This window comes from Paenibacillus physcomitrellae, from assembly GCF_002240225.1.
GTDB lineage: Bacteria > Bacillota > Bacilli > Paenibacillales > Paenibacillaceae > Fontibacillus > Fontibacillus physcomitrellae.
In genome coordinates this window covers 1,764,900-1,778,608 of sequence record NZ_CP022584.1, presented here as the reverse complement: position 1 = coordinate 1,778,608, position 13,709 = coordinate 1,764,900, and the positions used below count along the sequence as shown (strand labels likewise).

Genomic DNA, 13,709 nt, shown 5'->3' with positions numbered 1-13,709 from the left:
GATATGTTTTTATCGATCAGGGAAATCCGGCATGCCAAGGCGCGTTATGTGCTGCTGCTGGTTATAATGCTGCTGGTCACCTTTTTAGTTTTATTTGTGACGGGTTTGGCCCGGGGGCTGGCTTACGCCAACGCTTCTTCCGTGGAAAATATGCCGGCCCGCTATTTTTTGCTTCAGCAGAATTCGGATAACCGCTTCAGCCGTTCGCAGCTGGATTCATCTTCGATTCAGCAGGCCCAGGCGGCGATTGGACAGGAGCATGCCGCTTCGCTGGGCGTCCGCATGGGAACGATCACGGTTGACGGGGGCGTGTTAAAGACGGATATTGCCGTATTCGGAATCGATCCGGACGGTCTGCTGGCGCCAGAGGCTGCGGAAGGGACGCCGCTCCGCGCGGCAGGCGAAGGAGAAGTGCTGGCGGACAGCGGGCTCAAGGAGGCTGGCGTCAAGCTGGGCAGCCTGATCAAGGATCAAAGCAGCGGTTTATCCTGGAAGGTGGGCGGGTTCACGGACGACGCCTCCTACAGCCATGCTCCGGTCGTCTATATGAACTTGGCGGATTGGGGCAAGCTAAGCGGCGGGGCAGCGGTTTATAATGCCATTGCTGTCCAGGGCAACCGAGGAACGGCGGATGCCGCTGCCGCGACGCTGAAAGACGTGGACCTGATCACGAAAAAAGAGGCCATCTCCGCCATTCCGGGTTATTCGGCTGAACAGGCGTCCTTAACGATGATGATTGCCTTTTTGTTTGTGATCGCCGCTTTTGTATTAACGGTGTTCGCTTATGTCATGACCCTTCAGAAAACAAGCCAATTCGGCGTGCTGAAAGCAATCGGCGTAAAAACCGGCTACCTGGCAGGCAGCGTTCTGCTGCAGATGGTGCTGCTGTCTGTGGTCAGCGTGGCGGTTGGCCTCGTCTTGACCTGGGGGATGGCGCTCGCGCTGCCTTCGGGCATGCCGTTTATGCTTGAAGCGGGCGTAATGGCGGGAACTGCGCTGCTTATAATTGTTGTCTCTGCGGCCGGAGCTTTAGTATCGGCGCTCAGGGTCGCCAAAATTGATGCGCTCGATGCGATCGGGAGGGTTGCCTAATGACAACGATGTTGAAGCTGAACCGGGTAACCCGGACCTTTGGCGACGGCGATTCCACGATTACGATTTTGGACGAACTGTCTTTTGAAGTAAAAGAAGGGGAATTTGTGGCGGTGCTTGGGCCCTCCGGCTCGGGGAAAAGCACCTTCCTGTCCATCGCCGGGGCCCTGCTGACCCCGACCTCGGGCGAAGTTACGATCAACGGAAGAACGCTTGCAGGCTTGAACGGACGGGAATTGTCCGATCTCCGCCTGCGGGAAATCGGGTTTATGTTCCAAAGCGCCAACCTGGTGCCTTATTTGAAGGTGGAGGAGCAGCTGCAGTTCGTCGCCAGGCTGGCCGGCATGGACAAACGTGAAGCCCGGCGCCGCGCGGATGAGCTGCTGGAGCGGCTTGGACTTCGGCATCGCGCCGGGTTTTACCCGGAGAAGCTGTCCGGCGGTGAGAAGCAGCGGGCCGCGATTGCCCGCGCCTGGATGAATCAGCCTTCGATCCTGCTGGCGGATGAGCCGACGGCCAGCCTGGATGCCGCACGCGGCGATACGGTCGTGCGTATGATCGCCGATGAGGTGAAGGCGCAGCGCAAGGCGGCCGTCATGGTTACCCATGACGAGCGGATGCTCCATTACTGCGACCGGGTGCTGCATTTGAAGGACGGGAAGCTGGTCTAGGCGAACGCCGTTCTTAGGTTCTTGGGTTTTGACTGGAAGATGATGGTGCAGTCGCTCCCGAAAGGGGGCGGCTGTTTGTCATCTGAATCGTTCGCCCGATGGAAATGGCCTCAACCAGCGCGAAAAAGGTTTCATAATGTGACAAGCGGCGTGATTTTTTACTGATTTTCGATGTCGTAATATTATAAGTCGGTTGTCGCATTTTTCTAATATAAAAGCGCTTAACTTTGTGCTATTTTAAAGGTGGCTGTCAGAATAATATATATCGGAGGTAAAGCGAATGAGCGTCAGAGTCGGAATCATCAGCTATTGGCATGTACACGCCTGGGACTATACGAAACAGGCACAGGCGCATCCGGATGTAGAGATTGCCGCGGTATGGGATGAACTTCCCGAGCGGGGACAAGAGGCGGCCGGGCGGCTGGGCGTTCCTTTCATTGCCTCCCTTGATGAGCTGCTGGGCCGGGAAGATATCGATGGCGTGATTGTCGTTACCCCGACCAACCGGCACCGCGAGGTTATGGTGGCCGCTGCGAAGGCGGGCAAACATATTTTTACGGAGAAAGTGATTGCCGCTACAACTAAAGAATTGAACGAAATTTTGCGGGAAGCGGAAAACCAGAAGATTAAATTTACGGTTTCATTGCCCCGCTTGAACGATGGTTATACGTTAGCCATTCAGGATATTTTGAGTCGCAACCCGATTGGACAGATTACATACGTCAGAGTGCGTTTGTCGCACAACGGGGCAACGGCCGGATGGCTTCCGGAGCATTTTTACAATTTGGAGCAGACCCAAGGCGGTGCGCTTATCGATTTGGGCTGTCACCCGATGTATCTGACGAACTTGTTCCTGGGGCAGCCGATTACGGGCGTCAGCGCGAATTTTGGCTATGTTACAGGCAAGGACGTAGAGGACAACGCAGTAGCGACCCTCTACACGGCTTCCGGAGCGATCGGCGTCGTCGAAGCGGGATTCGTCAATAACCATTCTCCGTTTACGATCGAGATTCACGGCACCGAAGGCACGCTGCTGTATGGAACGCCGGAACCGAAGCTGCTGCTCAAGACGAGCAGGGAAGTGGAAGGCGTAGATCCGAAGGCGAAGGAAAGCTGGGTAGAGCTGCCACTTAAGCCTAACCGGGAAAGCGCCTTTGACCAGTGGGTGGCCCATATTCAGAAAGACACGGCAGCTTCGGAAAATATCGCGGCGGCCGCCCAGCTGACTTCGCTGATGGAAGCGGCCAACCTTTCGGCGGCAGAGAAACGGATCGTCACACTGGAAGAACTAAAAGGCTGACCGATGCACTTTTTTGAATCAGGAGGAATTTCGTCATGGACCCTAAAACCTTACAACCGTGGTTTGACAAGCGGGAACTGCTGGAGCGTCTCGACATCACCATCCCGTGGGGACATTACGAGCTGCGGGTGCTCCGTTTCCACCTGACTTCTTTTCCGGCAGGCCGGGTTGTGGGGTTCCATAATCATGCCGAATTTGAATTTCATTTCATTCCGTCCGGGAAAGGCAAAGTGATCTTCGGGGACGGAGAGGATGGGCAGGAGCACGCGCTGTCGGAGGAAATGCTTTATCTTACGCCCCCGGGCGTCATGCATCACCAGGAAGCGGACGCGGCGGAAGCGATGGACGAATTCTGCCTGCATGTCGATATTGCGGAGAAACGCCGGGCCGGCGTGGACCCTTGGGAAATTGCGGAAGCTCAGGAATGCGTGGAGAAGCTCAGGAGCCTGCCGCTTGCTCCAACTATCGATACGCACAAAGCAATGGATTGTTTCCTGGAAGCTTATGCGTTATGTGACGGCAAGCTGCCGGGTTATTACACCTCCATCAAACATCTGGTGATCGGCATCCTGCTCAAGACCGTCAGGGCTTATGTACCGGAAGGGATTCAGACGGAATCGGAGGCGCCTAGACGCGACATGCTCACCTACCGCTATCAATACGCTATTCAGTTTATGGAAGCGAACCATGCTTCGCCGATCACGCTGGAGAACGTGGCGGAAAGGCTGAACATCAGCTCGCGGCAGCTGCAGCGGATTTTTAACCAGGCCTGCCCGGACAAAACGTTCAGCAAAGCGCTGGAAAATATCCGGCTCAAGGCGGTCTGCCGCAAGCTCGAAGACGGAGCTCTGACGGTGGAGCAGATCGCCCAGTCGGAAGGTTTTAACCATGTGACCTATTTGCATAATGTGTTTCGGAAGAGAATCGGCATGACTCCTGCGGCTTACCGCAGAACCTTACAAGAGAAGCGAGGATGATCGAAGATGGGTAAAACATACCGTGTAGGTATTATCGGCTGCGGAGGCATTGCAAACGGCAAACACCTGCCAAGCCTGGGGAAAATGGAAAACATTCAGCTTGTCGCCTTCTGCGACATTATTCCGGAGCGGGCCGAACAAGCGGCCGAGAAATACGGTGCTGAAGGCGCGAAGGTTTATACGGATTATAAAGAGCTGCTGCAGGACGGCGGATTGGACATCGTACATGTGCTGACGCCTAACGATTCCCACGCGGAAATTTCGATTGCCGCGCTGGAGGCGGGCAACCACGTGATGTGCGAGAAACCGATGGCCAAAAGCGCTGCGGATGCGAAGAAGATGGTGGAAGCTGCGAAAAGCACCGGCAAAAAGCTGACCATCGGCTACGACAACCGGTTCCGTCCGGACAGCCAGCACTTGAAGAAAGCCTGCGACGCCGGGGAGCTCGGCCATATTTATTACGCCAGAGCGCATGCCATCCGGCGCAGAGCGGTGCCAACCTGGGGCGTGTTCCTCGACGAAGAGAAGCAAGGCGGAGGCCCGCTGATCGATATCGGTACACACGCTTTGGATTTGACGCTTTGGATGATGAACAACTACCGTCCGAAAGTTGTGCTTGGTACTAAATATCATGAGCTGTCCCAGCGCGAAAATGCGGCCAACGCTTGGGGGCCTTGGGATCCGAAGAAGTTTACGGTAGAGGATTCGGCGTTCGGCATGATCATCATGGAGAACGGCGCTACTATCAATCTGGAAGCGAGCTGGGCATTGAACACGCTGGACATTGATGAAGCGAAATGTTCGCTGAGCGGAACCGAAGGCGGGGCCGACATGAAGCAGGGGCTGCGGATCAACGGCGAAGACCATGGCAACCTGTTCGCCAAGGAAGTCGAACTGGGTTCCGGCGGCGTAGCCTTCTACGACGGCATTCAAATGAACCGGACCGATCTGGAAATGAAAGACTGGATCGATTCGATTGAGCAGGACCGCGATCCGGTCGTTACGCCGGAGCAGGCTTATGTAGTTTCGCAGATTCTGGAGGCCATCTACGAGTCGGCCCGCACGGGTAAGGCGGTTTATTTGAACGAGTAGGATGGGAAATGAAAGAGGAAGAGGAAAGCAGCCGACCTGAATTGACCCCAAAAAGTGTGACATTTTTATTTAGGCAAGCTGAACGGCAAGAGTACGGTATTGTACCGGACTCTTGCCTTTTAGTTTAGACTTGATTTGTTTGTGATTGTAGTAATCGATTGTATTGTGCCGCTCTAATTGCAGCAACCGTATTTGCTAGGATTGGATCCATATAAGTCTATTCAGTCTATGACTCCGTTACAAGTGCTTGTAATTTTAATGAAAAAGTATCCCAGTTTGTATCAAACCCTTTATTAAACGTCCATCCGCCAGAACGCAGCTTCTCGCCTAAATAGATGTAATCGGCACGTTGCTTATCGTTTAAACTAATATCTAAAGCTAAAGTTCCGTCACCAACCGTGAACTTTTTCATGTAATCGTGTAATTTCCAAAGGAGCGTTTCCTTATCGTCATCTCTTTCCATTCCCATACGCAATATAATTGAATCCTTAGCATCATCCAGCTTCTGGACAACAAGAGCTCCATTTTTCCAATTATTATCCTTTTGATCCTGTATCGTTGCTTCTAGCTGAGCTAAATCTCGATAAATGTATGCATTCAATAACTCATCACTCAACAAGTTTTTTGTTGGTCTGCTCAATCGGGTATCTGATTTGTAATAGTAGTTATACCGTCTACGTCCTTCCCAGTGTTGATAGCATCAAACGCTGCACGTTCATCTATATGGTCCGGGACCGGGTGCCGCAATAATATTCCATGCATGCAGGGATCGTTGTTTAGCTTCTTGATACGGGATATCAATTTGTCCGTCGTTATGTCTGAAGGGAGGGCGATTCGGTAGAATGCATTCCTAGCCTTTTACACTTCCTTTTGATGTTGTCAGCTACTCGATTACCGTCTAAAATCGATTCTGTTCTTTTATATTATCAGTCCCTTCTAAACATAAAGAGGTAAGGGGGTTACCCCCTTACCTCTGCCCAGGCGTACGGCTGTATGTATATGTACTCCCTCATGATACTCCACGTTTACGCCAGTCGTACATACCAAATATTTACTTTACTATAGTTTTAATAATGAGGTTAGTCAAGTGTATTATTCGCCGCTAGTCAAATCAACCAGAGCAATATCTAAGGCTCCTTTAAAGGTTCCTTTTCAATGTATATGACTTTGTCGTTTCGCTCTTAAGTTGTTCAACTATCCTGCCCGTTAGTTCAATATTTCTTAGGCTTCTTGATGATGTCCTGCCAATGCGTGGGTAGCTCATATGTCTTTAAGTGGGTGTAATTCACCAGTTTGGCCTTAGGACCCGCTGAGATCTCAAACGTTAATCTGTCTTTACCAACTGAAATATGTGGACCAATAACTGGTGTCACATCGAGCGTAATTGATAAGATAAAACCGCGAAAACCATTTACCCTGTGAGATTCAATCATATCAACGAAATACGGATATACCAGTGGTAGTTCCCGTAATAAATGTTGATAATAACCTTGAATAGCATCGTTTATATATGGATTTATAAAATTCATAAGCATATCCTGTAACCTCAGCTCTGTTGAGTCTTCTTGAGGTATGTAGTAACTCTTTTCAGCGTTAGTTTGTATAGGCGATAGTAGAATCAATATCAAAGTTAAAGAAATAATAACGGTCCTTTTCATACATACACCTCATCCAAGTTTACAGATAGGGTGCCCAATTCTAAGATGTTCAAGTAAGTAAAATCCTACGCACTTCTGCCCGTTATCACAACGAGACAGCCGATCATCTGATGCGGCTGTTCTTTTATTTTAAATCTTATGATAACTATTTATTTATTATAAACATCCAAATCAATTATTTTACTTATTTGAGAAAAGGGCATACGATATAGCCATCCACATTCTGGATACCGGTTCAGGAGCGTGGATGGACATGAAACACAGGAGGTTATGACGGTGAAGAACATATTGTTCGCAACAGATGGATCGAAGTATTCTGCGCGTGCTGCAAGCCTTATGGAAGAGCTGCTGCAGGCATGGCCTGAAGCCGAATGTACGGTTATTTATGTCACGGTAAAGGAAAATTATGCTTATGATCTGGTGCCGGATGCTGTGGACATCTATGAAGAAAGGCTCAGCGAAATGATTAAGCAGGAAATAGATGAGCAGCTTGCTCGCTGGAAAAACCGGCTCCGATTCGTTCATCTTACCGGCCACCCGGTCAAATCTATTTGTACTGCGGCTCAGGAAGTGAAAGCGGATTTAATTGTAATGGGCAGCCATGGCAGAGGTTTAATGAATGAGGCGCTGCTTGGCAGCGTCACTCATGGCGTTTTGCATCATTCCGAGATTCCAGTGCTGGTGGCTAAATAAACAAGTTTCCCTGGTCTGCTGGTGCTCTGAACATTCTATTGATATTGTGGATCAAGCGTTAATCTTCCGGAAAACCTTCCCCGTCCCGGATCATGGCCGCCAGCAGCTCGGTTGCTTTGGTCTGGAACTGGCTTTCCGGCATGACCAGTGAGAATTGGCGTGTGAGCGGGAATCCATCCAGCTGCAGAAGCTGAAGGGAACCGGCTTCGAGTTCCTTGCGCAGCGTCCAGCGGGAGAGCAGGGTGAGGCCAAGGCCGGCATCGACGGCTTCCTTGATCGCCTGCGTACTGCCGATGACGAGCAGATGGGCAGGCTGGAAGCCGAGCTGCTCAAACGCTTTTTCCTGCATTTGCCGGGTTCCGGAGCCTTCTTCGCGTACAATCCACGTATGCTCAGCCAAATCAGCGGCCGAGATCTCTATTTGTCCTGACGCCGGGTGGCGGGGGGAGGCGGTGATAAACATTTGATCTTCTGCAAAAGAATCAGCGCTGACGCCTGTCAGCTCTTTCTCTTTAAGTTCGCCTTCCACGATCCCGATGTCCAGCTGTCTGCGCGCGGTCAGGTCCAGAATTACTTTCGAATTGGCGATCGTAATGGTTGGCGATACCTTCGGGTACAGCTCGCGAAGCCTGGTTAACACATGCGGTAAAATATATTCGCCAAACGTATAGCTTGCCCCGATGGTCAGCGGACCGCTGGCGGTATGCTGGAGATCGTCGAGAAGATTCCCCATGCGGGTGTAAAGGTTCAGGATTTCTTTGGCATGGTGGTAGACGATTTCCCCGGCTTTGTTCAGCTGGACGTATTTGTTCGTCCGGTCTAGCAGACGTGCGCCCAAGGCTCGCTCCAGGGTTTGGATATAGCTGCTGACGGCCGGCTGGGTCATATGCAGCAGCTCAGCTGCCCGGGTAAAATTCCGCTGCTCGGCAACGGTAATGAAGACTTGTAAGGATTGTTCCATCAAGGGTCCCTCGGCTTTCTTGTTTGGAGATGGTGTGGCAGTTTGTTGATATCATAAATGAATGGTTATTATAACGATCATTATAACTTATTTTACTTATTAAATCTTCAGGCATAACATGAACTATGTACCAAGAAGGATCTGGAGGGGTGATAGACATGAACAGGAACATAAACTCAAACATGCCGTATAAGGAAATACGTAAGGAAGTCCTCAGGGAAGCGACCGGGGAAGTGGTGAAGGAAACCCCCGCCTCGAAGCCGAAGGAGCGGCAGCAAGGTTCACAAGAACTGGCATTCCAGCAGCAGGAGCAGGCGGTGCCTGGAACTATACTTGGAGTTACTAGTGGAACAACAATGAAAAATACAGGGGGAACCATAGGTGGAACTCCGATTACAGCCACACTCGAAACAACATTAGGGACAACACTCGAAACAAAACGAGGCAAACAGTCCGGCTGGCTGCGCTGGTGCGGAGGCCTTGCGTTTACCTTTATTATAGCCTTAATCAGTTATTACCTGGGCAAGCTGCCCGGATTGGATCATGTCGGCGCCTTGGCCTGCGCCATTCTGATTGCCGTCATTTACCGGCAGTTTGCCGGTTATCCGGAGGCGCTTCGGCCCGGGATTCAGTTCGCTTCCAAAAAACTGCTCCGCTTCGCCATCATCCTGTTCGGCCTGAAGCTGAATATGGACGTCGTGCTGCACCAGGGACTGGGCTTGCTCGCCCGTGATGTGGTGACCATTCTGTTTGCCATCGGCGCGACCCTGCTGTTGGCCAAATGGCTAAAAGCCGATATGTCGCTGTCCTTGCTGCTCGGCATCGGTACGGGCGTCTGCGGGGCGGCAGCGATTGCCGCCGTGTCCCCGATTGTGAAAGCCAAAGAAGAGGATACAGCGATTGGGGCTGGCCTGATCGCTCTTGTAGGCACGCTGTTTGCCATTGCCTATACCGTGGTTCGGCCCTTCCTGCCTTTTACGCCGGTAGAGTACGGCACATGGGCCGGCATCAGCCTGCATGAGATTGCCCACGTCGCTTTGGCCGGAGCTCCGGCCGGAACAGACGGTCTGGCCATTGCCCTGCTGGCCAAGCTGGGCCGAGTATTCCTGCTCGTGCCGCTCAGCTTCGTTCTGCTCTTCTGGATGAACCGCAAAAATAACAAGAAACAGATACCGTCCGCGAATGCCGCATCCAAAATCGAGTTCCCGTGGTTCTTGATCGGTTTTATTCTGATGAGCTTGTTTGGCAGCTATGTGCTGGGCCAGGCCATCACGCTTCCTGAGGCGATAATGAATGATATTTCGGTAGTGACTTCCTTCCTGCTGAGTATGGCCATGATCGGACTCGGGCTGAACGTGAGCCTGAAGGATGTCAGAAGCAAAGCGATGCGTCCGCTGCTGATTATGGTGATCGTATCGGTGCTGCTGTCGGGTCTTGCGTACCTGATGGTCTGATAAGCGGGAGAAAGAGATCATAAAAAACTCAAAAGAAGTTCAAAAGAAGCTCAATAGAAGCTCAATAGAAGCTCAATAAAAGCTCAATAGAAGCTCAATAGAAGCTCAATAAAAGAAAGCCCGCTTTAAATGGGATGCTGCTTTTCCATTTAAAGCGGGCTTTTATTTTCATGAAGCTTTGGGTGAGAAGGCGGATTTATTTATCCTTCTTGGAGATAAACTCCTCGTTGTCATCCTTGCGTTCAGCCAGTCCTTGCCCGAGTCCCTTCAGGAAATGGATGCCAAAGCCGACGGCGCGGTTGACGTCCGGGTCTTTAAGCACCCGCATCAAATCCATCACGCCGATCTTCTTCTGGTTATGCAAAAACTCCTCCCCGGACTCCATGCCGTTCGAAAGGCTCTTCATCAGCTTGGTTGTCGTAGCCGGATCGATTTCGCTCAAAGCACCGGCTGCACCCATCAGATTGTTGATGGCATTGGTTACCGGCTCACGGGTCACCTGGGCCAGCAGGATTTTGGTGATTTCCTCTTTGGCCTTCAGCATGGACTGAGCTGCTTCGAGAATGCCGATGTCGTTCAGCTCTTTCATGATCGAAAGCGTATTTTTGAGCGCTTCGCTGCTTTCGGCCATTTCGTCCGCGAGCTGCTGCAGCTTTTGCTGTTTCTGCTCCTCTTCCGTCAATACCTTCTTATTAATGAATGTAATTGGCTTGGCCATGAGGGGAATCTCCTTTCTCCTGATCGACTAGGGAAACAAAGCCCGGCCGGTTCCATTTCCGCTGCACTTCAACGCCGTGTTGAGGGAAACGTTTCTTGTACCGGTGGTTGATCAGCGGAAGCGGGTTGTTGCCCTCCTCCTCCAGCACGGTCATGCGGATCTTCATCTGCTTGTAGGCCGGAGTATGGGTCTGCACATCGACGGCACCGCCGGTCAGCAGGTTGATTGCACTTTCGTGGCTGTGCGAGTGCATCGGCACATAAACCGTATGGCCATGCATCCGGTCGGTGATCAGCGCATGCAGCTTGATGGCGCCGTATGGAGATTCCAGGCGGACCAGCGTACCGTCCTTGATTCCGCGTTCTTTGGCCAGCTCCGGCGAAATTTCCACGAATACTCTTGGCAGCTTCAGATGAATGCCGTGAGATTTATCGGTCAGGTTGCCTTCGTGGAATTGCTCGAGCAGACGGCCGTTGTCCAGGAACAGGTCAAATTCCGGCGGAAGCTCTTTCGGCGGAACGAAGTCGAACAGGGCAAAACGGGCTTTTTTATCCGGGAAGTTGAATCCGTCCAGATAGAGAAGCGGTGTGTTGCTGCCGTCCGGCGAACCCCAGTTGAAGCTGCCCCAGCCCTCCAACACATCGTAATCGCACTGAGCAAAGAACGGCGTGAGGGAAGCCATCTCGTCGAAAATTTCGCTTGGATGACTGTAATTCCAGTCGAAGCCCATCTTCTTGGCGAGCTGGCAGAAGATCCACCAGTCCGGCTTGGCGTCGCCGATTGGTTCAAGCGCTTGATACAAACGTTGTACGCGGCGTTCCGTATTGGTGAAGGTTCCTTCCTTCTCCAGAGAAGGCACGGCCGGCAGAATCACGTCTGCAAACTCGGCGGTTTTGCTCAGGAATACGTCCTGTACAACCAGGAATTCAACTTTGGCCAGCATATCCTGGGTATGGTTGGAGTCGGAATCGACCCAGGCCATTTCTTCACCGGATACGTACATGCCTTTGATTTTATCGTTGTTGATCGCTTCCAGCATCAGGATGTTGTCGAGACCCGGTTCGGCCGGCAGCTTGACGCCGTAAGCCTTCTCGAATTTCGCACGGATGCTGTCGTCAGTTACAGGCTGGTAGCCTGGGAAAATATTCGGCATAGTGCCCATATCGGCTGCACCCTGCACGTTGTTATGACCGCGCAGCGGGTAAGCGCCGGCGCCTGGACGCATGAAGTTGCCGGTTACGAGCAGCAGGTTCGCAATCGCTGTGGATGTGTAAGACCCCCCGATGTTCTGCGTAACGCCCATGCCCCAGCAAATGCAGGTGCCGTCGGCATCGCGGATCATTTCGGCGATCTGGATCAGCGTTTCCTGCGGAATGCCGGTTATCTTCTCAGCGAACTCCAGCGAATATTTCTGAATCAGCTCCAGATATTCCGGATAGAAGTTGACATGCTTCTCAATGAACTCCGGTTTATGCCAGTTCTGATCGATCATGTATTTGGCAACCGCAGTCAGCCACACATAATCCGTACCTTGGTTCGGACGAATGAACAGGTCGGCGCGCTCGGCCATCTCATGCTTGCGCAGGTCGACGGCAATCAGCTTCTGGCCGTGCAGCTTGTGCGCACGTTTGATGCGCGTAGCGAGTACCGGATGGCCTTCGGCAGGGGAACAGCCGACCAGAATCACGAGACCTGCTGCAGCGAGATCTTTGATGGTTCCGGTATCGCCGCCGATGCCGGTGGTTTGCTGCAGACCCCAAGAAGCCGGGGATTGGCAGTAACGGGAGCAGTTATCGACGTTGTTCGTTTGGAACACCTGACGCGCAAGCTTTTGCATCAGATAGTTCTCTTCGTTCGTATATTTGGAAGAAGCAATGAAGCCAAGCGCTTCGGGGCCGTAAGCTTCCTTGATGCCGCCAAGCTTGCTGGCTACAAGGCTCAGCGCGTCATCCCAGCTGGCTTCTACGAATTCGTCGCCTTGACGAATCAGCGGAGTGGTCAGACGTTCGCCGCTGTTGACGAAATCCCAGCCGAATTTCCCTTTAACGCAGGTGGAAATACCGTTAACCGGACCTTCGGAGGTCGGCTGGACTTTAAGGATTTTACGGCCCTTGGTCCAAACCTCAAACGAGCAGCCAACGCCGCAGAACGTGCAGACGGTTTTGGTCTTCTTCGTGCGGGTTTCACGCATGGAAGCTTCGACTTCGGAAACGGCAAAGATACCGCCGTAACCTGGCTCGACTTCCTTGATCAGGTGAATCATAGGATCGAGCACATCTTCTTTGAGACCGGTCATGAAGCCGGCTTCGCCGAGCATGGATTTCTCCATCAAAGCGTTACAAGGGCATACGGTTACGCAGTGACCGCAGCTGACGCAGGAGGAATCGTTGATCGCTTTACCGTCATCCCAGATGACGCGAGGGCGTTCAGCTTCCCAGTCAATGGACAAGGTTTCGTTGACCTGCAGGTTCTGGCAGACCTCTACGCATTGTCCACAGGCAATACATTGGTTAGGGTCATAGCGGTAGAAAGGATGAGACATATCGACAGCCTCAGCACCGCCCTTAGGCTTGAACGGATATTTCTGATGCTCAATTTCCATGAATTCTACCGTGTTGTGCACCCGGCAGTTGCCGTTGTTGTTGTCACATACGGTACAGTACAGCATGTGGTTCTCCAGCAGCCGGTCCATTGCTTCTACTTGAGCCTCTTTGGCCGGAGCGGAAGCAAGCTGAATGCTCATGCCTTCCTCTGCCATCGTAGAGCAGGAACGCATTAATTGTCCGTTCACTTCCACGATACACGTATCGCAGGTACGGATCGGGTCTACTTCAGGAACGTAGCAGACCTGCGGGTGTTGAATGCCGTTTTCGTTGATGGCCTCAAGGATGGTCTGTCCTTTGCGGACTTCATATTCCTTGTTGTCCATCGTGATTTTAAATGTTGTTTCTGTCACGATCCATTTCTCCTCTCGACTGAATTCGTTTCATAAAGGAAAAGAAATAATGCCCATTAGATTATGAAATGAATTCATTAGGCTAAAAATAAAAAAATTCCACTCCTAATACATTTGTCCAAAAACAACGCATGTAT

General features: G+C 51.8%; 13 protein-coding genes, 1 pseudogene and 1 riboswitch. Of the genes and pseudogenes, 7 read left to right on the top strand and 7 right to left on the bottom strand.

Going from position 1 to position 13,709, the window contains the following annotated elements; genetic code table 11:
• Positions 1–3 precede the first annotated feature (3 nt).
• The 5 genes from CBE73_RS08095 to CBE73_RS08075 all read left to right on the top strand — a co-directional run bounded on the left by CBE73_RS08095 (position 4) and on the right by CBE73_RS08075 (position 5,132).
• Positions 4–1,092, top strand: a complete 1,089-nt coding sequence (locus tag CBE73_RS08095) for an ABC transporter permease (protein ID WP_094093803.1) — start codon at positions 4–6, stop codon at positions 1,090–1,092.
• Positions 1,092–1,763, top strand: coding sequence for an ABC transporter ATP-binding protein (locus CBE73_RS08090; RefSeq protein WP_094093802.1), 672 nt, complete (start codon positions 1,092–1,094; stop codon positions 1,761–1,763). Before CBE73_RS08095 ends, CBE73_RS08090 begins: the two co-directional genes overlap by 1 nt.
• Positions 1,764–2,043: 280 nt before the next feature.
• Positions 2,044–3,063 (top strand): Gfo/Idh/MocA family protein, encoded by a 1,020-nt coding sequence (locus tag CBE73_RS08085; protein ID WP_094093801.1) that lies wholly within the window; start codon positions 2,044–2,046, stop codon positions 3,061–3,063.
• Positions 3,064–3,098: 35 nt separating this feature from the next.
• Positions 3,099–4,040, top strand: coding sequence for an AraC family transcriptional regulator (locus CBE73_RS08080; RefSeq protein ID WP_094093800.1), 942 nt, complete (start codon positions 3,099–3,101; stop codon positions 4,038–4,040).
• Positions 4,041–4,046: 6 nt separating this feature from the next.
• The gene (locus CBE73_RS08075) at positions 4,047–5,132 is read left to right on the top strand and encodes a Gfo/Idh/MocA family protein (protein WP_094093799.1); all 1,086 of its coding nucleotides are present in this window, start codon (positions 4,047–4,049) and stop codon (positions 5,130–5,132) included.
• A 69-nt stretch (positions 5,133–5,201) separates the two neighbouring features.
• On the opposite strand, the pseudogene CBE73_RS08070 reads toward CBE73_RS08075, so the two are convergent.
• The 4 genes and pseudogenes from CBE73_RS08070 to CBE73_RS08055 all read right to left on the bottom strand — a co-directional run.
• Positions 5,202–5,318: pseudogene (locus CBE73_RS08070) on the bottom strand (IS3 family transposase); the annotation flags it as partial.
• A 40-nt stretch (positions 5,319–5,358) separates the two neighbouring features.
• On the bottom strand, positions 5,359–5,772 hold the full coding sequence (locus CBE73_RS08065; RefSeq protein ID WP_157739448.1) for a hypothetical protein: 414 nt from the start codon (positions 5,770–5,772) through the stop codon (positions 5,359–5,361).
• A complete protein-coding gene (locus tag CBE73_RS22555; protein WP_280523004.1) occupies positions 5,769–5,933 on the bottom strand; it encodes a tetrahydrofolate dehydrogenase/cyclohydrolase catalytic domain-containing protein in 165 nt (54 codons plus the stop codon). The genes CBE73_RS08065 and CBE73_RS22555 overlap by 4 nt, the downstream gene beginning before the upstream one ends.
• Before the next feature lie 167 nt (positions 5,934–6,100).
• Positions 6,101–6,180: riboswitch (ZMP/ZTP riboswitch) on the bottom strand.
• Positions 6,181–6,343: 163 nt separating this feature from the next.
• A complete protein-coding gene (locus tag CBE73_RS08055; RefSeq protein ID WP_094093796.1) occupies positions 6,344–6,790 on the bottom strand; it encodes a DUF3888 domain-containing protein in 447 nt (148 codons plus the stop codon).
• A 270-nt stretch (positions 6,791–7,060) separates the two neighbouring features.
• On the opposite strand from CBE73_RS08055, the gene CBE73_RS08050 reads away from it, so the two are divergent.
• Positions 7,061–7,483 carry a universal stress protein gene (locus CBE73_RS08050; protein ID WP_229752683.1) on the top strand — a complete coding sequence of 141 codons (423 nt, stop codon included), beginning with the start codon at positions 7,061–7,063 and terminating at the stop codon, positions 7,481–7,483.
• 58 nt (positions 7,484–7,541) lie between these two features.
• Here the strand turns inward: CBE73_RS08050 and CBE73_RS08045 are convergent, their stop codons facing one another.
• On the bottom strand, positions 7,542–8,444 hold the full coding sequence (locus CBE73_RS08045) for a LysR family transcriptional regulator (RefSeq protein WP_094093794.1): 903 nt from the start codon (positions 8,442–8,444) through the stop codon (positions 7,542–7,544).
• Positions 8,445–8,800: 356 nt separating this feature from the next.
• Between CBE73_RS08045 and CBE73_RS08040 the strand changes: the two genes are divergently transcribed.
• Entirely contained in the window at positions 8,801–9,898 is a 1,098-nt protein-coding gene (locus CBE73_RS08040) for a YeiH family protein (protein ID WP_094096198.1), read from the top strand.
• 196 nt (positions 9,899–10,094) lie between these two features.
• On the opposite strand, the gene CBE73_RS08035 is transcribed toward CBE73_RS08040, so the two are convergent.
• Together CBE73_RS08035 and fdhF are read right to left on the bottom strand one after the other, a co-directional pair.
• Positions 10,095–10,616, bottom strand: a complete 522-nt coding sequence (locus CBE73_RS08035; protein WP_094093793.1) for a helical membrane plugin domain-containing protein — start codon at positions 10,614–10,616, stop codon at positions 10,095–10,097.
• Positions 10,591–13,572, bottom strand: a complete 2,982-nt coding sequence (gene fdhF / locus CBE73_RS08030) for a formate dehydrogenase subunit alpha (RefSeq protein WP_094093792.1) — start codon at positions 13,570–13,572, stop codon at positions 10,591–10,593. Before fdhF ends, CBE73_RS08035 begins: the two co-directional genes overlap by 26 nt.
• Positions 13,573–13,709 lie beyond the last annotated feature (137 nt).